This is a genomic window from Streptomyces sp. NPDC001315 (assembly GCF_042896175.1).
Classification (GTDB): domain Bacteria; phylum Actinomycetota; class Actinomycetes; order Streptomycetales; family Streptomycetaceae; genus Streptomyces.
In genome coordinates, this window is sequence record NZ_JBIAWZ010000013.1 from 164,902 (window position 1) to 183,493 (window position 18,592).

Annotated in this window: 17 protein-coding genes, 3 pseudogenes and 1 riboswitch; of the genes and pseudogenes, 10 read left to right on the forward strand and 10 right to left on the reverse strand. The window is 71.5% G+C overall.

What is annotated here, in order from left to right:
- Positions 1-169 precede the first annotated feature (169 nt).
- The gene (locus ACFY16_RS29735) at positions 170-2,818 is read right to left on the reverse strand and encodes a SpoIIE family protein phosphatase (protein WP_390650264.1); all 2,649 of its coding nucleotides are present in this window, start codon (positions 2,816-2,818) and stop codon (positions 170-172) included.
- Positions 2,819-3,080: 262 nt separating this feature from the next.
- Between ACFY16_RS29735 and rpmG the strand changes: the two genes are divergently transcribed.
- Complete coding sequence (gene rpmG, locus ACFY16_RS29740) at positions 3,081-3,245, forward strand: 50S ribosomal protein L33 (RefSeq protein ID WP_390650265.1); 165 nt, start codon at positions 3,081-3,083, stop codon at positions 3,243-3,245.
- A gap of 66 nt (positions 3,246-3,311) precedes the next feature.
- Entirely contained in the window at positions 3,312-3,434 is a 123-nt protein-coding gene (gene ykgO, locus ACFY16_RS29745; RefSeq protein ID WP_046586208.1) for a type B 50S ribosomal protein L36, read from the forward strand.
- 7 nt (positions 3,435-3,441) lie between these two features.
- Here ykgO and ACFY16_RS29750 read toward each other — a convergent pair whose 3' ends face one another.
- From ACFY16_RS29750 to ACFY16_RS29760, 3 genes are all read right to left on the reverse strand, one after another.
- Positions 3,442-4,161 carry a YoaK family protein gene (locus ACFY16_RS29750; RefSeq protein ID WP_390650266.1) on the reverse strand — a complete coding sequence of 240 codons (720 nt, stop codon included), beginning with the start codon at positions 4,159-4,161 and terminating at the stop codon, positions 3,442-3,444.
- 80 nt (positions 4,162-4,241) lie between these two features.
- On the reverse strand, positions 4,242-5,444 hold the full coding sequence (locus ACFY16_RS29755; protein ID WP_390650267.1) for a cysteine desulfurase-like protein: 1,203 nt from the start codon (positions 5,442-5,444) through the stop codon (positions 4,242-4,244).
- 191 nt (positions 5,445-5,635) lie between these two features.
- Complete coding sequence (locus ACFY16_RS29760; RefSeq protein WP_390650268.1) at positions 5,636-6,169, reverse strand: DoxX family protein; 534 nt, start codon at positions 6,167-6,169, stop codon at positions 5,636-5,638.
- A gap of 263 nt (positions 6,170-6,432) precedes the next feature.
- On the opposite strand from ACFY16_RS29760, the gene ACFY16_RS29765 reads away from it, so the two are divergent.
- Entirely contained in the window at positions 6,433-8,469 is a 2,037-nt protein-coding gene (locus tag ACFY16_RS29765) for a DUF1996 domain-containing protein (RefSeq protein ID WP_390650269.1), read from the forward strand.
- A gap of 168 nt (positions 8,470-8,637) precedes the next feature.
- Here the strand turns inward: ACFY16_RS29765 and ACFY16_RS29770 are convergent, their stop codons facing one another.
- Positions 8,638-8,967, reverse strand: coding sequence for a putative quinol monooxygenase (locus ACFY16_RS29770; protein WP_390650270.1), 330 nt, complete (start codon positions 8,965-8,967; stop codon positions 8,638-8,640).
- Positions 8,968-9,117: 150 nt separating this feature from the next.
- Between ACFY16_RS29770 and ACFY16_RS29775 the strand changes: the two genes are divergently transcribed.
- Positions 9,118-9,477, forward strand: coding sequence for an ANTAR domain-containing protein (locus ACFY16_RS29775; RefSeq protein WP_390650271.1), 360 nt, complete (start codon positions 9,118-9,120; stop codon positions 9,475-9,477).
- Positions 9,478-9,501: 24 nt separating this feature from the next.
- Here the strand turns inward: ACFY16_RS29775 and ACFY16_RS29780 are convergent, their stop codons facing one another.
- Both ACFY16_RS29780 and ACFY16_RS29785 read right to left on the reverse strand, forming a co-directional pair.
- Positions 9,502-10,200 carry a formylglycine-generating enzyme family protein gene (locus tag ACFY16_RS29780; protein ID WP_390650319.1) on the reverse strand — a complete coding sequence of 233 codons (699 nt, stop codon included), beginning with the start codon at positions 10,198-10,200 and terminating at the stop codon, positions 9,502-9,504.
- Between the two features lie 32 nt (positions 10,201-10,232).
- A complete protein-coding gene (locus ACFY16_RS29785; protein ID WP_390650272.1) occupies positions 10,233-11,609 on the reverse strand; it encodes a C40 family peptidase in 1,377 nt (458 codons plus the stop codon).
- 8 nt (positions 11,610-11,617) lie between these two features.
- A riboswitch (cyclic di-AMP (ydaO/yuaA leader) is annotated at positions 11,618-11,791 on the reverse strand.
- A 199-nt stretch (positions 11,792-11,990) separates the two neighbouring features.
- On the opposite strand from ACFY16_RS29785, the pseudogene ACFY16_RS29790 reads away from it, so the two are divergent.
- Positions 11,991-12,110 (forward strand): annotated as a pseudogene (locus ACFY16_RS29790) (AsnC family transcriptional regulator); the annotation flags it as partial.
- Between the two features lie 24 nt (positions 12,111-12,134).
- Here the strand turns inward: ACFY16_RS29790 and ACFY16_RS29795 are convergent.
- Complete coding sequence (locus ACFY16_RS29795; protein WP_390650273.1) at positions 12,135-13,898, reverse strand: NlpC/P60 family protein; 1,764 nt, start codon at positions 13,896-13,898, stop codon at positions 12,135-12,137.
- Between the two features lie 158 nt (positions 13,899-14,056).
- On the opposite strand from ACFY16_RS29795, the gene ACFY16_RS29800 reads away from it, so the two are divergent.
- Positions 14,057-14,548, forward strand: coding sequence for an NUDIX hydrolase (locus tag ACFY16_RS29800; protein ID WP_390650274.1), 492 nt, complete (start codon positions 14,057-14,059; stop codon positions 14,546-14,548).
- 193 nt (positions 14,549-14,741) lie between these two features.
- Here the strand turns inward: ACFY16_RS29800 and ACFY16_RS29805 are convergent, their stop codons facing one another.
- Positions 14,742-15,200: a hypothetical protein gene (locus ACFY16_RS29805; RefSeq protein ID WP_390650275.1), complete on the reverse strand. Its 459-nt coding sequence runs from the start codon at positions 15,198-15,200 to the stop codon at positions 14,742-14,744.
- Positions 15,201-15,437: 237 nt separating this feature from the next.
- On the opposite strand from ACFY16_RS29805, the pseudogene ACFY16_RS29810 reads away from it, so the two are divergent.
- Positions 15,438-15,618: pseudogene (locus ACFY16_RS29810) on the forward strand (radical SAM protein); the annotation flags it as partial.
- Between the two features lie 325 nt (positions 15,619-15,943).
- Positions 15,944-16,396, forward strand: a complete 453-nt coding sequence (locus ACFY16_RS29815; RefSeq protein WP_390650276.1) for a flavodoxin family protein — start codon at positions 15,944-15,946, stop codon at positions 16,394-16,396.
- A gap of 174 nt (positions 16,397-16,570) precedes the next feature.
- On the opposite strand, the gene ACFY16_RS29820 is transcribed toward ACFY16_RS29815, so the two are convergent.
- Positions 16,571-17,116: a precorrin-3B C(17)-methyltransferase gene (locus ACFY16_RS29820; protein WP_390650277.1), complete on the reverse strand. Its 546-nt coding sequence runs from the start codon at positions 17,114-17,116 to the stop codon at positions 16,571-16,573.
- Between the two features lie 162 nt (positions 17,117-17,278).
- On the opposite strand from ACFY16_RS29820, the gene ACFY16_RS29825 reads away from it, so the two are divergent.
- Together ACFY16_RS29825 and ACFY16_RS29830 are read left to right on the forward strand one after the other, a co-directional pair.
- Complete coding sequence (locus ACFY16_RS29825; protein ID WP_390650278.1) at positions 17,279-17,908, forward strand: PAS and ANTAR domain-containing protein; 630 nt, start codon at positions 17,279-17,281, stop codon at positions 17,906-17,908.
- 168 nt (positions 17,909-18,076) lie between these two features.
- Positions 18,077-18,577 (forward strand): annotated as a pseudogene (locus ACFY16_RS29830) (hypothetical protein); the annotation flags it as partial.
- Positions 18,578-18,592 lie beyond the last annotated feature (15 nt).

Genomic DNA, 18,592 nt, shown 5'->3' on the forward strand with positions numbered 1-18,592 from the left:
GTCCGTACGGCGGGCCGGCTGATCGGTGGGGTGAGCTGTGGGAGTTGCTGCTTGTGCGGTGGGTCGGCGGTGCGTTGCGGAGGCCGCTGTCCGCGCGTCGGGCGTGGCCGGACCGTGGCGTCGGCAGGGGACGCCCCCTTTTCTTGACGCGGCCCGGTCGGTCGTGGCGTCAGTCGGGCGGCCGGGGCATGGCATGGCGGGTGGCCAGCAGGAGCGCGATGTCGTCGGGCCGGTCGGCGGCGTGCCGGGCTGTCGCGGTGAGCCGGTCGGCGAGACCCGCCAGCGAGGGCTCTCCCTGGCCGGTGACGGAGGGACCGGCCCTTTCCAGGGCCACGCGCAGCGCACCGATGCCGTCGTCGATGTCGAAGCCGGGCCGCTCGACCAGCCCGTCCGTGTAGAGGGCCAGGATCGCGCCGGGCTCCAGCAGCAACTCCATCACCGGGTAGTGGGCGTCCGGAGTCACTCCGAGGACGACACCGCCGGGGATGTCCATGACGTGCGTACGGCCGTCGGAGCCGCGCACCAGGGGAGGCGGGTGCCCCGCCCGGGCGACCCGGAGCCGGCCGTTGGCGGGGTCCAGCCGCAGGTAGCAGCAGCTGGCGAACTGGCCGGGGTCGAGGTCGATGAGCAGCCGGTTGGTACCGCTCATGACCTCGTCGGGCGGACGGTCGCCGAGCGCGAACGCGCGGACGGCGCTGCGCAGCTGCCCCATGGTGGCGGCCGCCTGGACGCCATGGCCCTGCACGTCCCCGATCACCAGGGCCAGCCCGTCCCCTGCCTCGACGACGTCGTACCAGTCGCCTCCTACGTCCATTCCCTGGGTGCCGGGCAGATATCGCCCGGCCGTCTCCACCTGCGGGTGTGAGGACAGGCGCCGGGGGAGGAGGGCCTGCTGGAGGCCGCGGGCGAGGGCGGCCTCGCTGTCGTAGCGCTGTGCCTTCTCCATAGCGTGGGCGATCAGCCCGGCGAGGGCCGTGAGCACCGTGCGCTCCTCGGTGCTGAAGCTGCGGGGATGCTCGAAGCCGAGGATGCAGGAGCCGACCGGACGCCCGGAGGCGATCAGCGGCAGGAAGGCGCGCGCGCCCTGCGTGGCGTCCATCGCCATGCCGGGGTAGGCGGCCTGCATCTGCTCCATCGAGTCGAAGAAGAGCGGACGGCCGCTGGTGAGCGTCTCGACGCCCGGCAGCCGGGCGTCGAGCCCCACGCCCTCGAAGGGCGCGAGGAACCCCTCGGGGAACCCGTTCTCCCAGGCCAGGTAGAGGTGCCGGTCCTGCAACAGGTAGATGGCGAGCCGACGGCCGCCGAACGCGGGCAGCAGTTCCTGCGTCACCACTGCGGACACCTGTCGGGCGGTCACCGCCTCCGTCAGCGCGATCGCCAGCACGATGGGCCGGTACTGCGGGGCCGTCGGGGCGCCGGACGTGGGACTGCCGATCCGGGGCACGCCGTCGGCCGAGGGGCCGCCCGGTGCCGCCAGGTGCGGGTCGGCGAGGTCGTCCATGCGGCTCGACGGCACGACGGTGCAGGTCAGGATGTCCGGGCCGGGGTAGACGGACAGGGCGAGCCAGTCACCCTCGTACGACTGGTCCTCGTCCGTGGCAGGGCGCCGTACATGGAAGTGCACCGGGTCCGGCGACAGCAGGGCTCCCCGCAGATGGTCCTCGAACGCGGGCTGACGCAGCCAGGGGACCCCCTCCCACACCGCACGGCCGAGCAGCCGGGCCCTGGACCTCCCGAGCAGGTGCGCGGCCCGAGGATTCGCGTACATGACCAGCCCCAGCCGGTCCAGACAGAACACACCCTCCGGGAGCAGCCCGGCCGCCGCGTCGGCGGGCGAGTCGGCACTCGGGTCGCGCAGGACGCCTTTGGCGGGGGTGAGGGCGGACGGGGGATCGGTCCTGGCATCGGAGGGGGAACGCGCCGCGGCATCGGTGGCGGGATGGAGGGCTGGACCGGTTGCGGAACCGGGCGCCGGACCGACCCCCGAACCGGCCTCCGAACCACGCCCAGGCCCGGGGGGTCGCAGTTCCAGCAGCCGTAGTGCGCCGTCCGCCGCGCGTACCGGCAGCGGGAGGGGTGGTGGTCTGCCCTCGGCGGCTTCCCGTAGAAGGGCCAGGAGCTGGGGGAAATCGGAGGGGGCGAGGGTACGGGCCAGGTCGCGAAGGGTGGTGGGGAACTCTCCCGGGGGCAGGCCCAGGAGAGCGTGCACGTCGCCGTCGGGGGTGACCAGGTCCGTCGCCGGGTCCCAGGAGAAGTGTGCCGTGCGGCCCGAGCCCGGGCGCGTCGTCGGCGGCCGTACGGACAGAGGACGGTCGTCCCAGGTCAGGGGCGGTCCGTCGGCCTCCAGACGCCGCAGTGCCACCCCCAGGTCGGCGGCCAGGTGCGCCAGTCGGTCCTGGTCCGCCAGCAACTCGCTGGTGTCCGCGGCGGCGGTGCGCAGCATCGCCAGAACGCCGAACGAGGTGGACCCGCCCACGACGGGAACGTAGAGCGAGCCGAACTGGAAGGGCAGACCCGCCGCGAACTGCGGGTAGCGACGCATCGCCTCCGTGGCGTTCGGCAGGGCCACCTGGACGCCGAGCCGGTAGGCGTCGGCCACCGGGAACGGCCGGTCCGCGTGCAGCCGCCACCACGGGTGGAACAGCGGCGCCGGCAGCCCCGCGAGCACCGCGAGCCGCAGCAGCCCGGGTGTGCCGGCTCGCAGGTAGACACCCGAGACGCGTCCGCCGACCGTGCGGATCGCCTCCGTCGCGGCCTCGGTCAGCAGCGCGGCCAACCGTCCGGGTGTCCTTGTCCCGTGCCCGGCGCTCCCAGTCATCGGCCCTACCTCGTCCCGGCGCCGCTCGCGTGGGCTGCACACAAAAAGAATGCGCCACACCAGCACCGGCGCGCATCCGCGCGGCTCACGGAAACCGCGGGGCGACTCGGCTCGGAAGGCGGATACGGGCGACCCTCGGTGGGTCGGGGGCGGATGACGAAGTCCCTCCCGGGCGGGAATGCCCCGGGGAGGCCCGCTGTTGTAGCGCACGTGACTGACATGCACCGATCAGTGGGTGCGATGTCGGTGAGAGGAGGACCCCATGGCCCGCAACGAGGTCCGTCCCGTCGTGACGCTGAAGTCGACGGCCGGGACCGGTGTGACCTACGTGACGCGCAAGAACCGGCGCAACGACCCCGACCGGCTGGTTCTGCGCAAGTTCGACCCGGTGGCGGGGGCGCACGTCCCCTTCCGCGAGGAGCGATGACCGGAGCCTCCGCTCCGGGGCGCCGCTGACCACCGACCCTCGACCGAACCGAAGGAGAACGCAGCCATGAAGGTGCGCAAGTCCCTGCGCTCGCTGAAGTCCAAGCCCGGGGCGCAGGTCGTACGGCGACGGGGTGTGACGTTCGTCGTCAACAAGAAGAACCCGCGTTTCAAGGCCCGCCAGGGCTGACCCGGTCTCATCCCGAGCCGTCCGTGGGGGCGGCCGCCACGCGCTTCCTGCGAGCCATGCGCTCGTCGTGCACGAACAGCGCCAGCCCGCAGGACAGCAGTACGGCCGCCGCCCACACCGCGCGCACGCCCACGGTCGTGGTGAGCACAGCACCGCCGAGAGCACCCGCCATGAACGCCACGATCACCGCCGTGAACTGGCGGCCCCGGCGTGCCGCCTCCCTGTCGTGGCCCACGAAGGCCTCGTAGGCACTCTGCGTCGCGGTCCGGAGGTTCCCCGTCGTCATCGTGCTGTTGTAGGCGGTGTCCACGAGTTTGCGGAACGCGGTGATCTGCACCGACGCGGTGAACGCGATCAGCACGGTGACCAGCATGTCCGGGGCGCCGACGGGGACCAGCCCCACTCCCGCCAGCACCACGATCTCCAGCCCCAGCGCCGCCCGGGTGGGCCGGCGCACGACATGGGCCACCCGGGGATGCTTGAGCGTCTCCGCGGCCAGGACCCCGGCGACGAAGGCCAGGATCGGCGGCACATGGTGCAACGCCTGCCACCACTGCCTGTGCGCCGCCTCGATGCCCAGCAGGACCACGTTCGCCGTCTGCGCGCAGGCGAAGACGCCGCCCCGGCTCACGAAGGTGTACGCGTCGAGCGCGCCGCCGACCATCGCCAGGAGCACGCCCAGTCGCACCGACTCCGACGTCGGTGGCGGTTCCGGGACGCTCACCATCCACCTCCAGCGACCATGACTCGGGGCGGCCTTTTCCCTAAGCTCTCACCCGTCCCGTACTCCTGTTACGCGCGACACGGCTACGCCCCGAGCGTGGCCAGCGCCGCGAGCAGTCGGTCGACGTCGTCGTCGCTGGAGTACGGCGCCAGGCCGACACGTACCGCGCCCTCGCTGCCGAGCCCGAGTCGGACAGAGGCCTCCAGCGCGTAGAAGGAGCCGGCCGGCGCGTCGACTCCGTGGTCCGCGAGATGCCGCGACACGTCCGCCGACCGATGGCCGTCCACGGAGAACAGCAGGGTCGGGGTGCGGTGCGCGGCACGGGAGTACACCGTGATGCCGCCGAGGTCCGCCAGCCCGCGCTCGATCCGCTCCCGAAGGGCGTCCTCGTGGAACTCGATCGCCGCGAAGGCGGCCCGCAGGCGTTCCCGGCGCGTCCCTTCCGGGCCGGGCGCCAGATCGGCCAGGAAGTCGACTGCCGCGCGGGCGCCGGCGAGCAACTCGTAGGGCAGCGTGCCCAGTTCGAAGCGTTCCGGCACGGCATCGGTGGACGGCAGCAGCTTGTCGGGCCGTAGCGTCTCCAGCAGCTCGGGCCGGCTCGCCAGCACGCCCAGGTGCGGGCCGAGGAACTTGTACGGGGAGCACACCAAGGTGTCGGCACCGAGTTCGGCCAGGTCGACGGCGGCGTGCGCGGCGTAGTGCACCGCGTCCACGTGCAGGAGCGCACCGCTGCGGTGAGCCAGCTCGGCGATGGCGAGGAGGTCGGGCCGGGTGCCGATGAGGTTGGACGCGGCGGTGACGGCGACCAGCCGGGTGCGTGACGACAGCACCGCCTGGATGTGCTCGGGCCGCAGCTCGCCCGTGCCGGGATCGAAGTCCGCCTCCCGGACGCGAGCACCGACCGCTTCCGCCGCCTGTATCCAGGGACGGATGTTGGAGTCGTGATCGAGCCGCGTGACGACCACCTCATCACCCGTCGCCCAGGTCTTGGCGAGGGTGCGGGCCAGGTCGTACGTGAGCTGAGTGGCGCTGCGGCCGAAGATGATGCCGCGCGGCTCGGTGCCGGTCAGGTCGGCCAGGGCGGCGCGACCGGCGTTGACGATGGCCTCGGCGTTCCGCTCGCCCTCGGTGGTGTGCCCCCGGTTGGCCAGCGGACCGGCCAGCGCTTCCGCGACGGCGTCGATGACGGGCTGCGGCGTCTGGGTACCGCCGGGCGCGTCGAAGCGGGCGGAGCCGGACTTCAGGGCGGGGATCCGAGCGCGGAGCGCGCCGACGTCGAGGGCCATGTCAACTCCAGGGGCAAGGGGTGCTAGGGGCCTGCGTCCCGCTCGTACTCAGCGGTTATCGCACATGATCGCAGTTCGTGCGTACCGCCTCTGTCCCCTCCCTGTCTCCGTGGCCCCTGTCTCCCTGGCCCTGTCTCCCTGGCCCGTGTCGCCTGTTCTTCCTGTGCCTTGTAGAACGTCCCGGTAGAACGTCAGGCGTGCAGTTTGGCCCTCATGCCGCCCACCGCGGCGGCCGGGCGGGCGGTGGCACGAGCCGTGCCGCGCACCAGGTGCGCCTCGCGCCGCAGATCGTGGGCCGCGTGACGGCCGCGCCACAGCAGCGAGGGGGCGCCTGCGGTGTCGTCGGCCGCGATCAGCAGCCCGCCGAGCATCGAGAGGTTCTTGAGGAAGTGGATGCGCTGCCGGGCACGCTCGGCGGGGTCCTCCGCCTCCCAGAAACGGTGGCCGGCCAACGTGGTGGGCACGAGTGTGGCCGCGATGGCCAGGGCGGCCGGCCGCGGCACCCGGCCGGTGGCCAGCAGGAGACCCGCGGCCACCTGTACGGCACCGTTGAGCCGTACGACCTGTTCGGTGCGGTCCGGCAGGGCGGCCACATGCGCGGTGACGGGCCGGACGATCGGCTCGGCCATCGGTGCCAGCGGCTCGGGCCGCCGGACGGAGTCCAGACCACCGGCGACGAACATCGAGGCCAGCATGGGGCGGCCGACCCGGCGCAACAGACTCATGGCGCTCTCCAGACGTGTCGGTGCGGACAGAGACGTGTCGGTGCGGACAGCACCGGACGGGTTCCCACCGGGGCCGGAAGCATGCGGCAGCCCAGGACCTTGGAATGCTGAGTTCCCCTTCAGTGACTCCCGGTAATACCCCCTGCACGGCATATGAGGTTGCTGTGAATTCATGAGGCGCTTGAACGCACCGGGACCGGACTGCGTATGGGACGGGGGATTTTCATACCCAGAGCCCGGCCACGACGCGTAGGAGTACTTCCGTGGGACGCAGCACGCGCAGACGCCCAACAGGCGCACGACGCGCGACCTTTGCAGCCGCCGCTCTGATACTGGGCGGCGGCGGACTGGTCGTGGCGAACGTGTACGCCTCCGCGACCGAAGGTGGCCTGGGCGGCGACACTCAGCAGTCGGACGCCAACGGCGGTGCAGGGGAGGGCGCTTGGGGGCCCGGCACGATCGACTGCCCGGACGTCGGTGATCGTCTGACGGCGGTGCCGGACCCGGCGCGCCCGGAGGTCGACAAGGAACTCGCGCTGCTGGACCAGCAGATCGCCGACGCCTACCAGCGGCTGCAGCAATCGGCGGGCGCAGCACAGGAGGACAGCGGCTTCGCCGACAGCACGATCATGAATCCGCTGAAGGACAAGCGGGCCGCGACGATCGAGCGCATCGCGATCGCCATCGACCGAGTGGGGGACCGTCCGGAGGGCCTGGAGACCCTGGCGCCCTGCACACTGCGCGACCAGACGCAGGACCAGGACAAGGGGCAGGACCAGGGTCAGGACCAGGGTCAGGACCAGGACCAGGGGCAAAACCCGGGCGGCAACGGTGGACAGGCCGGAAACGGCCCCGTCGCCGGCGACTTCGCGGACATCACCACCGCCCAGCCCAACGCGCCGGGCCCGAGCCCCCAGGCGGACGCCTCCCGCGGCACGTTCACCACCAGTTGCGGGGTGAACGCGGAGGGACTGTTCAACTCCGACAACGTCATCGTCGCCCCGGGCGTCACCAATGGAGCCCACCACTTCCACGACTACGTCGGCAACCAGTCCAACAACGCCTTCTCCAGCGACGACGATCTGGCGAACGCCGACACCAGCTGCCAGGACGACGGCGACAAGTCCTCGTACTACTGGCCCGTGCTGCGCCTTCAGAACGGCACTCAGGAGCGGGACGCCGGCGCGCCCGGCGGCGGTACCGAGGGCAACGCCGGTGAGATCGTCACGCCCAAGGAGGTCACGCTGACGTTCGTGGGCAACCCCCGCGGCCAGGTCACGGCCATGCCGCGGCTGCTGCGCATCATCACCGGCGACGCCAAGGCGTTCGTCAACGGCCCCGCCAACGCCAACGCGTCGTGGAGCTGCACCGGCTTCGAGGACCGACAGTTGAAGGACAAGTACCCGCTCTGCCCGGACGGCAGTGACGTCGTGCGCACCTTCAAGTTCCAGAGCTGCTGGGACGGCCGGAACATCGACAGCGCCAACCACCGTACCCACGTGGCGTTCGCCGCCGCCGACGGCTCCTGCCCGGAGGGCTTCCGGGCCATCCCGCAGCTGGTGCAGCGCATCGTGTACGACGTGGACGCGCCGAGCGTCCAGGACGGCGGCCGGACGACCCCGCTGTTCGCGGTGGACTCCTTCCCCGAGCAGCTGCACAAGCCGGTAACGGACCACGGCGACTTCATCAACGTCTTCGACGAGGGCCTGATGCGGGAGATGGTCGACTGCGTCAACGACGGCCGGCAGTGCGGTGCCGGCGCCGCGCCGGGTACCGGGAACGGGGATGGCGACGGCAACGGCGACCAGGGGCAGCAGACACAGGCCCCGGAGCCTCCGAAGGGCGGGGACGGCGGAGCGGAGCAGCCCGGAGACACCGGAGACGACGACACCTCGGCGCCTCCCACCGACACGCCGAGCACTCACCTCACCGCCACCGCCACCGCCACCGGCGACGCCCAGCCGAAGGTCTACGCGTCCCCCTCGGCCACCGCACGCCCGAAGGACGCGTCGGCGCAGGCGGGTTCGGACGCCAAGGGCGGCAACCTCGTCACCACCGCCCCCGACGAGACGACCGCCTCCGAGCAGGCGCAGGACACGGGCGAGGGCGGGAGGGACACGTCCGCCGCGACGCAGACGCCACCCCGGACCGAACCGCAGACCGCACCCCAGACCGAACCTCAGGCAGTCAAGGGCGGCCTCGCCGAGACGGGGGCGCAGCTGTGGCCCGCGGCCGTCGGTGCCGTCCTCGCGGTCGCCGGCGTCGTCCTGCTCACCCGCACCCGGCGGCGCCCCATGTGACGCCCTCGCGGACGCCAGGGGCGCGGCGCCCGGATCAGTACCAGCGATCCGGGCGGCGCCCTGTCGGTCAGCCCGCGCGCCCCTTCTGCAGCCCACCGACCCCACCCGGGCGAGCTGTTCAGCCTGGAGTCACAGGACCTGCCGGTCCCGGCCGACCGCCGACCGCCCTCACGCCTGAGGGGCGAGCTCGGCCATCGGGCCCCAGCCGTGCTGGTCGGGCACGTTCACGTTGATGATCTCGGGCGTCTCGGCGACCGCGCCGGCCATCGCGGCAAGGCCCGCCTTGAAATGCTCGGACTGCACATGGGCGGCCCCGGCGTCCTCGTCCGCGAACGCCTCCAGCAGCGTGAACCTGTTCGGGTCGTCGACACTGCGCGACCAGTCGAAGAACAGATTGCCCGGTTCCGCGCGAGTGGCCTCGGTGAACGGACCCACCAGCGACAGCCACTCGTCGGCACGCTCGGGACGGACGGTGAAGCGTACGGCGATGAAAATCATGGCTCCACGATGCATCGGGCGACGGCGGAAGGCCAACCGCGGACACCCCCGGACGGCCGTGCACACGGCTCGACCGGACGGTACGGGTCGTGTGAAGGGCCCGACCGAGGGAAGCTGTAAACGTGGCCGCTCGCTCACCAAGGGGGGATCATGGCATTCTTCGCGACCTCACGGCGAGATCCGTTGCGACTGCAGTCCGTCACCGACCTCGCCCAGGACAACGAACGGCTCGAGGAGGAGAACGAGCAGCTCCGGCAGGCGGTGGCCTCGCACGCCGTCATCGACCAGGCCATAGGCGCCGTGGTCGCCCTGGGACAGATCCCGCCCGAAGAGGCCTGGCGGGTGCTGCGGGACGTCTCACAGCGCACGAACACCAAGCTGCGCACGGTCGCCGAGCATGTTCTGGAGTTCGTTCAGTACGGCGCGCTGCCGGAACCGGAGCTGGACGAGCTGAAGAAGGCGATCAACCGCTACCGGATGTGCTCTCGCACGCACCTGTCCGATCCCTGACCGTCACGCCCGCGACCCTGACCGTCACGTCCGCGCCAGGGAACGCGCGACGCGGAATCCGACGTCGTCGACCCGGAAGGTGGGGTGGCTGCGCCGCCGCACGGAGGCCCGGCAGCTCCAGTGCTCGTCGAACCAGCCGCCGCCGCGCAGCACCCGGTAGCTGCCGTACACCTCGGGGTCGTAGACGTCCCAGCACCACTCCCAGACGTTCCCGAGGAGGTCCGAAAACCCCCACGGGTTGGGCCGTCTGCCGCCCACCGCGTGGATCCGCTCCCGCGAGTTGCCCCGGTGCCAGGCGATCTCGTCGAGAGGGCCGTAGCGGGGGCCCGTCGTACCGGCGCGGCAGGCGTGCTCCCACTCCGCCTCGGTCGGCAGCCGGTAGCCGTCCGCCGACGTGTCCCATTCGACGTCCCCGCCGTCATCCCCGCCGCAGTCCTCGCCGCCGTCCCCTCTGTCGTCTCTGCCGTCCTCGAAGCGGTACGCGGGGGCGAAGCCGTCGCGGAGGGACAGGGCGTTGCAGAAGCGGACCGCGTCCCACCAGGAGACGCCCTCGACGGGCAGCCGGTCCCCTTGCGCGGTGCTCGGGCGCCGACCGGTCACCCGTGCGTACGACGCCTGGGTGACCGGTACGGCAGCGAGTCGGTAGGGCGCGAGCTCGACCGTCCAGCTGCGCCGCGTTCGCCGGTCGGACAGGGTTACCTGCCCGGCCGGGACCGTGACCAGCTCACCCAAGTCCCTTGTCGCGGAACCGAAGTTCACGCGGGCCGTGCCGCGCTGTGGATCGCGGTCTGCCCGGCGAAGAAGATCGACTCCTCGCGTACGGGAGCGCCCGGGCCCGGGGCGTGGATCATCGTGCCGTTGCCCGTGCAGACGCCGACGTGGCTGACATCGCCGTAGAAGAAGATGAGGTCGCCCGGCTGGAGGTCGGTGAGCGGAATCGCCGCGACCGTGCGGGCCTGGTCGATCGCCGTGCGGGGGAGCGCGACCCCGGCGGCCTTCCATGCGGCCTGGGTCAGGCTGGAGCAGTCGTACGACTCCGGTCCGGTCGCCCCCCACAGGCACGGCCTGCCGATCTGGGCGCGGGCGAAGTCGAGGGCCTTCGCGGCCTTGCCGCTGTACGTCGCCTCCGGCACGCCGACGGGGACGGAGACGACGCTGAACTGGCCGGTGTCGACAGAGGCGTTCTCGTACCCGGCGTCGAGCGGGAGGCTGAACTGCCCGGTGTCAGCACGGCTGTTCGGGTAAGTCGTGTCGGCGGTGAAGCTGAACTGACCGGTTGTGTAACCGGTGTCGAGGAGGGGGCTCTCGAGAGGGACGCCGAACTGGCCGTTGTCGACGGGTGCGTTCGTGTACCCGGAGCCGACGGGGAGGCCGGTGTCGAGGCCGATCGCCGGTTGCGTGAGCCAGCCGATTCCCTCGCCGCGCGGAGGATCCTGCTGCTCGGGGGCCGGCCAGAGGGGTTCGGCCGTCGGCGCGGCCACGAGCGCGGCGGGCGGTGCGCCCCGCAGGGAAATCTGCCGGGGCAGCAACTCCCTTGCCGCGGTGAGCTTTTCCTGGATCTGTTCCTTCGTCGCCCTCAACGCCGACTGCCGCGACGTGGTGACGGGCGCGGACGCGGGCAGCACGGCCGGGAGAGCCGGAGGAGCGTAGGGCGCCGAGAGAGCCGGGAGCGCGTCTCGCCGGCTCTCCGGCGCGGCCGGCAGCGCGGCTACGGGCCCGGCGGTCAGCTCCGGGACACGTTTGGCGGGTGCCTCCAGTTCGAGGCGCTGCGCCGGAACCGTGGCCGGGAGTTCCGTCGGGCGCGCGGGGCGGGCCGCGGCCGGAGGGGCGGGCGTTCTGTCGGCCGGCAGCGCCGCCGCGACCGTCGGGCCCAGCTTGGCGCGCGCCACGTCGAACCACTGCCGGGCGACGGTGTCGAGGGCGGGGTCGGCCTGCCTGCGTTCCGTGGCGCGCATCGATGCGGCGGGCCTGCGTGTCCCCGCTGTCATCGCGCGGGTGGCGTTGTAGTTCCCCGTGTCGGTCTCGGCGCGGTCGTAGAGCGTGTTGATCCGCTGCCGGATCTCCTCGCGGCTGACCGCGTCCGTTCCGGGGAGGCCGAGACCTTCGGGGCGCGTGTCGCGTTCCGGCGCCATCGGCGACGTACTCCTTCCGTGCACCGCCTACCGAGTTAGCTGTCGGGTTCGGGCGGAGGTTCCGGAAGGCGTGCCCTACGGCCCTTGCCCCGCAGGGCAGTTGGGCCGATTCACCCCAAAGATCGGTCGGGTCCCCGGCTCCGGCGGCCGCAGTGGTTCACCGGACTCGGCGGAGGCTGCACGGCCCGGCGGGATTCGCCGGAGGGATCCGAGCGGCCTGACGCCAACTTAGCTAATTTGTGCGGCTCGTGTGAAGGTTGAAGAGCGGAATGTCCGATACGTAATTGTGACCTTCGTTTCCCTGTGGCCTCTTCCGGGCCGGGCGGCCGCCACCGGAGCTGTTGAGACTGCGCGTCCTCCGGTTCCGCCAGGCCGGGCGGGGTTGCGGCCGGTCCGAAGGACCTCCTGGACTTCGTCAACGACGTCGTCAGACCGATCGACGGACTCCGGCAGGTGCGGTCCTTCCTGCACTTCGGGATCCACACCCACCGGTTCCTCTGGACGTCGGCTGACTTCGGGGCAGGTTCAGATACGGCGCACGGTGTGCAGCTTCGTGGCGTACGTGCCCGTGCCGTCGAGCAGCGACGCGCCGCCCAGGTCGGACATGGTGGGCCCGTTGACCGTCTTGCGGCTGGAGACGAAACGGCGCTTGCCGGCCGCGTCCGTGCCCAGGTAGATGCCGACGTGGTCGACGGTCACGGTGTCCGTTTCGGCGTCGTCGTCGCCCGAGTCGGCGTTGAACAGCACCAGGTCGCCGGGCTGGAGCAGCGCCGCCGCGGGCGGATTGGTGCCGTCGGTGCGGTCGATGACCACTCCGGGTGCGTAGTCGACGATGTGGCGCGACTTGCGCGGGATCCGGTTCCCGGAGGTGTCCTCGCCGGCGGCCAGGGGCACGCCCATGTGGTAGCCGTAGACCATCCGCGTGTAGCCCGAGCAGTCGAGGTTGCCGACCTGCTTGCTGGACGGTCCGGTGTAGGTCCCGTCGGGGAAGGTCCAGCCCACGTTCATGTACTCGTGGAAGTCGGCGCCCTCGTAGCGGTAACCCTGCGGGTCGAGGTAGCCGTACCCGGCCTCGCCCAGCACCTGCTTGCCCTGGGCCGGTCCGGCCCCGGCCGTGACCGCCGGAGCGTCGCCGAGGAACATCGCGGCGTAGGCGAGGACATCGGGGACGGTGGAGCCCGCCCAGCCGCGGATCGTCTGCTCCAGCTGCGTCGTCCACGTCCCGTCGAACGGCTCGGGCAGCACCCGCACCCAGTCGCCGTGCGTGACGGTCGGCGGGGTCTCCCAGTTCGCGGCGTCCACCTCGTAGCGGCTGACGGACAGCGTGACCGGCAGGTTCGTACAGCCCTTGTTGGCCAGGGCGCGCAGGCCCACCCGTCCCTTGGCGAAGGTGGGGTCGGTGACGTCGACGGCCCACGCGGTCGGCTCGGCCGACGCCGACCGCCAGGCCTTGGCCTGGATCCTGGTGCCCTCCCGGCGCACCCGGATCGTCCAGTCGGTCCCCGCGGGCACGCTCGTGTCGAGCGTGAGGGCGGCGGCCAGCTGGGTCACCGCGTCGTCGACCTCCTTCTCGACGCGCAGCTCGACCGCGCCCGAGGTCAGGAAGGACAGCCGGGCGCGGTAGTTGCTGTGGGTGGTCTGGTAGCCGAAGGTCAGCCCGAACGAACACGCCTGGCCGGTGGGCACCTTGTCGAACCGGGCCGTGCAGCGGGCGTCGACGTCGGTGATCTCGTCGTCGCGCAGGCTGGCGTGCCGGCTGTAGTTCTCGGTGGTGAGGCTGACGACGCCGCTGCCCGGCACGACCGAGTAGTCGGTGTCCGCCGGCCCGAGCGTGGACCAGCTGCCACCGCCGGGCGAGGTGCCCCAGTACTTCCGGTCCGCCAAGTCGAGCGAGAGGTCGGGCAGAGTGCGCTGGAAGTCGTCCACGAAGGGCCGCTTGTTCTCCGCGAACGTGCGCTGCGGGCCGGGCAGTACGACGGTTCGCGCACCGTGGGTCAGCAGCGCGACGCGCCTGCCGCCGGAGGTGACCTCGGTGCGGGCCGGGGTCCCCGGGAGCACGGTGGCGGTGAGCGGGCTGCTCAGCGTCACCGGGGTGAAGTAGGAGGCGTCCAGTGGCGGCAGGGTCACCGAGGAACGGGCCGAGGACAGACCGGCCGGACCCGAGAACGGCTCCACGGCCGTGGCCGCCCCGGCGGCACGGGCCGGAGCCGAGGCCGCTCCGACGAGCGGCACGGACGCGGCAGAGGCCGCGAGAGCGGCGAGAAGTCTTCGTCGAGAGGTATGAGACATAGGGATCATGATCGGGGTAGGCAGGGCACACGGACGGCGGCCCCCTGGCTTCGACCGTTATCGGGTGGAATGGCTGCGGCGTCCGGAGCCCATCCGGCGGGCCCGGTGCGGTCGGTGAGGCCGGCGAGGTCGTTAAGGTCGTTGAGGGGGGAAACAAGGTGGCTGACTGGATGCCGCGGGAGGAGTGGGTGAGGACACAGCCGCAGGCGCTCATCGCCGCGTGCGTCCTGGTGCTGGACGGGGACGGCCACATCCTGCTGCTGCGTTACGCGCCGGGCCAACCCAACAGCGGGAACTGGTGGCTGCCGGGCGGGATGCTCGACCACGGCGAGGACCCGTGGACGGCGGCCCGCCGTGAGATGCGCGAGGAGACCGGCATCGAACTCGGGTCCGAACCCGCTCTGATCGGCATCGACCACCGGGTCGATGTGCTGGGCACCGGCCCGGTTCTCGACTGCTTCTTCCACGGCGGCACCCTCGCCGACGACGTACCCGTACGGCTCAGCTCCGAGCACGACCGGCACGACTGGTTCGCCCTCGGCGAGCTGCACAACACGCCACTCGCCGCCCAACTGCCGACGCTCGCCGCGCTGCACTCGGCTGCGGCGGGCGGAACGGTGGTGTGTCTGCGGGAAGGGCGTCCCCTGTGACAGCCGGCCCCGCCGTCCAGGTCGGCTGCGCGTACCTGGGCGATCCAGTGCACGACGGCTCGCAGATAATCGGCTGTCCCGGCGGCCCCAACGGCAATGGCCGCAACTGCTCCTGGCGCTGGTGGTACCCGGATATCACTGTGGCCACCGGTAATCTTGGCGTCCATTTCTGACGCATCGGACCGCTCCCGGCCTACTTCGGGCCCTGGGCTGACGGTGTGAATTGCTCTCCAGGGGCCGCGACAGCAGTCCCGCGCTCCACCACGACGCGGCTGTCGTAGTGCTTCGACAGCCGTGTCGCTTCCGCGTCCGTTCCCGCCTGCGTCATCATTTCGACGCCTGAACCGTCGCTCAGCGGTCCGCCCCCGGTGATGACGATGCCCCGCTCCCGCCAGTACCCCGTGTCGGCCATGATCTTCCGGACCAGGGCCAACATGGTCATCTCGGACAAAGCCGAGTCTTTGAACACCAACTTCACTCCAGACACACGGGAGCGGACGGCCGTGTCCAAGTCGCTTCCCGGCTTCCGGTAGACGGTCATCACACCGCCTCGGTGATCGAGGACGGTACTCGCGTACCAGTCCTCATACCGAGGGCGGACGATCGTATCCACCTCATCCGCTGCCGCCGAGAGCGTGGGATCGTTACTCACCGCGGAAGGCGGCGCCGACGGTCCTGCCGACTCTGCGCCGATTCCTGACGCGCCACTGGAGGCAGCGCCGCATCCGACCAACACAGCGCCTATGGCAACTACTCCAGCCAGCCGCTGCACGACACACCAGCGCTTCACACGCGCCTCCCTGAGACTCGGCGTACGTAGCTACGACGTAGCACCCGCCTCTTGGTTCATCACAGGCCGAATGATTCTTGACAAACTTGATTCCACATAATGGACAACCTCTACGACGGCTCCTATCGCACGGCCCTCCGCCCGCGCCCCTGCCCTCGCCGTCTGCGACTGTCACATCGGCTACGTCCACCTGGAGACGCTGCCGCTGTACGACGTGTTCGCGGGTGGCGTCCTGGAACGGATACCGGTGTCACAGAAGGGCAGGGCGGGCGGTGACTGAGGCACCGGGGCGTCGTCCACATCGTGGTGGACGACGAGACGCGAGGAGACTGCACGCGGTGACGGCGTGCGAGTTCGTCACGCCGGACGCCCCGCATCGCCCCCCGCGCTGCGATTGGGCATGGCGAGCCATGCCCTCACCAGGACCGTCAAGGACCGGCCCGGCGGTCCGCGTTCGGGCCGACACGGGGAGCCGAAGGAGGCCTTCCGCGTCCTGGCCGCCCTTGCGCCGAGCACTGTCGCGTCGTCGGTTGCGATCGCGGCGCGGCGTCCGGCCTTCCGGCTCGGCTTGCGGTGGGGAGGCCGGGGCGGCAGGGTTCGGGGATGTGCCCACTCTGCTGATCGTGCATCACACACCCTCGCCCAACTGCCAGGCCATGTTCGAAGCCGTCGTCTCCGGCGCCACGGACCCGGAGATCGAGAACGTCGACGTCGTACGCAGGGCGGCGCTGTCCGCCACGGCGTCGGACGTGTTGTCCGCCGACGGATACCTGCTGGGCACCCCGGCGAACCTCGGCTACATGTCCGGCGCCCTGAAGCATTTCTTCGACCAGGTCTACTACCCGTGCCTGGACGCGACCCGGGGACGGCCGTTCGGCTTCTACGTGCACGGCGGCAACGACGTCACGGGAGCGGTGCGCGGCATCGAGTCGATCACGACGGGCCTCGGCTGGCGGCGCGCCGCCGAACCGGTGACCGTGACCGGGGAGCCGGGCAAGGCCGACGTGGAGGCGTGCTGGGAGCTCGGAGCGACGCTGGCCGCCGGACTGATGGACTGACGTCCTTCGTCACCGGCGCATCTCCTCGTGCCACCCGGCGGCGACCGCCCGCGTGCCGCCACCCGTGGCTCACCTCGAGGAACGCCCGGAAGGACGGGGCAGCCGGTGCCCGATCCACCCCTCCGACCGTCGGGCAGCTGGGGGACCGGCGGCCGGCCGTCGAGCCCCCGCAGGTCAGTGTCCGCCCAGGCCCGGCAGGCAGGATCCGTCGGCTGTGCGGCCGATGACCTCCGCGGTCGCCCGACCCGTGCTGTCGACCGTGCCGTTGACGCACACCCGGCCTTCGCCGCCGCCGACCAGCATGTCCCGCAGCGGGTCGAACTTGTCGCCCTGCACCTCGATCTTTTCCGACCGCATCCCGAGGGCGTCGGCGGCCGCGGCGCGCAGGCCTTCCTCCGTGGTCCCGGTCGCCGCGAGCTTCTTCAGGGCCGAGGCCAGCCGCTCGGCACGCGGTGCGGCCTGCGCCTTCTGCTGGGTGGTGATGGGCATCGGCGAGCGGTACGCGTGGTTCTCCGCCACCCGCTGGTTCCAGTCGAACGTGATGCACGGGGTCGGCGTCGGCCCCTCTTCCTCGGGAAGCGGACAGTAGCCCTTCGCCGCCGCCGACGCTCCTGGACCACCCGCGCGGGGATCCGCCGACGGATCGGCGCATCCGGTGGCCGTGACGGCGATCAGTACAAGGAGCGGGGCCGCGACGAGCTGGGGCCGTATCCGTGTCATGCGCCAATCATGGCAGGTTCATGGCTCCCCCCTTCGCCTCGGCAGGCGTCGTGTTCCGGCGGCGCCCGAGGAGCGGTGATGCGAGACTCCCCGTACGGTCCGGAGTTCCGGTCCCGGAACGCGGCAGGGGCCGGACCGCAGTCCTGCAGGAGGTTCGCGGTGATGGTGGAACAGGTCGACGCGGCGGACGAGGCCGAGGCTCTCACCGGCGTGTTCCTCTTCCGCGTGCCCGAGAACGCCTGGTGGTGGTCCGACGACATGTACCGCATGCTCGGCTACCACCCCGACGAGGTGCCGGCGACCGGCGACATGCTGGACCGGCACGTGCACCCCGACGACCGGAAGAACATCCGCGGGGTGTGGGACCAGGGGCTGAGCACGGGGCTGCCGTTCAGCACGTACTACCGGCTCCTGACCCGTGCCGGGGAAGAACGGCACGCCGTGCTCGTGGGCGACGGCCGCGTCGACGACGGTTCGGTGGTCGTGCTGCGCGGGTTCGTCGTGGACGTCACCGAACCGGTCCAGAAACAGGCCCAGAAGTCGGCGGACGCGGACATCGCGCGCGCCCGCGCCTCGCAGGAGGACGTGGACGTGGCGCGCGGTGTCCTGATGGCGTTGTACGGCGTGAACGAGGACGTCGCCCTGCGAGTGCTGCGTCGTCACTCCCAGCAGACGAACGTGAAACTCCGAGCGCTCGCCCACGCGGTCGTCGACGCCACACCCACGCCTCCCGGGCACGGGCAGCACGACCTCCACCAGCGGATCGCGCGGGCCCTGTATCCGGAGGAATGAGGGGGCGGGCCGACCAACGGCGGCTCCAGTCTCCTTCCGACGCCTTCGAACTCCTTCCCAGCGGCCCCGATCCGGTCCGTGATCGGCATTGTCAGTGGCCGCAAGTATGTTCAGCCGTGTCCCGCCGATCCGGGGTGACAGTCCCCTGGGCGCAAAGGAGATGGCGCGTTGTCAGATTGGGAGAGGTCGAGCACGGCACGGGTGATCCCACCCGCCCGGCCGCGCAAGCTCGCCAAGGTCCCGTTCGTCGAACTGGCCGACGGACGCCTGCAGGGCGTGGTGTCCAGCGGCTCCGACATCGAGCGGGTCTATGTCTCGTCGGTCGCGGCCCGGACGTACGCGTTCGCCTGCAGCACCAACAACAACCGGCCCTGCGGCGGAGCGCGCGGCTCGTTCTGCAACCACATCCGCGCCCTGATCAGCGAGGCGGTGCTGCAGTACGGCGCCGAGCGCGTCGCCCGCTATCTGCGGGTCGAGTCCGTGGACGGAGAGCCCAGTGCGCAGAGCCTCGCCTCCGACATGATCGGCACCCGCCCCGCACAGGCGGACAGCACGGCCGCCGCTCCCGTCTTCAGCCGGTTCCTGCGTCACCTGGCCTACCTGGAACTCGCGCCGACCACCGTCCCGTTGCCGGAGATGCAGTGGTTCCCGCCGACCAGGGCGGTGGCGACAGGGGTGCCCTCG

Excerpts from the sequence above, each read along its gene's own strand:
- ACFY16_RS29735 (WP_390650264.1), bottom strand. The coding sequence starts at position 2,818 with ATGACTGGGAGCGCCGGGCACGGGACAAGGACACCCGGACGGTTGGCC.
- rpmG (WP_390650265.1), top strand. The coding sequence starts at position 3,081 with ATGGCCCGCAACGAGGTCCGTCCCGTCGTGACGCTGAAGTCGACGGCC.
- ykgO (WP_046586208.1), top strand. The coding sequence starts at position 3,312 with ATGAAGGTGCGCAAGTCCCTGCGCTCGCTGAAGTCCAAGCCCGGGGCG.
- ACFY16_RS29750 (WP_390650266.1), bottom strand. The coding sequence starts at position 4,161 with ATGGTGAGCGTCCCGGAACCGCCACCGACGTCGGAGTCGGTGCGACTG.
- ACFY16_RS29755 (WP_390650267.1), bottom strand. The coding sequence starts at position 5,444 with ATGGCCCTCGACGTCGGCGCGCTCCGCGCTCGGATCCCCGCCCTGAAG.
- ACFY16_RS29760 (WP_390650268.1), bottom strand. The coding sequence starts at position 6,169 with ATGAGTCTGTTGCGCCGGGTCGGCCGCCCCATGCTGGCCTCGATGTTC.
- ACFY16_RS29770 (WP_390650270.1), bottom strand. The coding sequence starts at position 8,967 with ATGATTTTCATCGCCGTACGCTTCACCGTCCGTCCCGAGCGTGCCGAC.
- ACFY16_RS29775 (WP_390650271.1), top strand. The coding sequence starts at position 9,118 with ATGGCATTCTTCGCGACCTCACGGCGAGATCCGTTGCGACTGCAGTCC.
- ACFY16_RS29785 (WP_390650272.1), bottom strand. The coding sequence starts at position 11,609 with ATGGCGCCGGAACGCGACACGCGCCCCGAAGGTCTCGGCCTCCCCGGA.
- ACFY16_RS29795 (WP_390650273.1), bottom strand. The coding sequence starts at position 13,898 with ATGTCTCATACCTCTCGACGAAGACTTCTCGCCGCTCTCGCGGCCTCT.
- ACFY16_RS29820 (WP_390650277.1), bottom strand. The coding sequence starts at position 17,116 with ATGACACGGATACGGCCCCAGCTCGTCGCGGCCCCGCTCCTTGTACTG.
- ACFY16_RS29825 (WP_390650278.1), top strand. The coding sequence starts at position 17,279 with ATGGTGGAACAGGTCGACGCGGCGGACGAGGCCGAGGCTCTCACCGGC.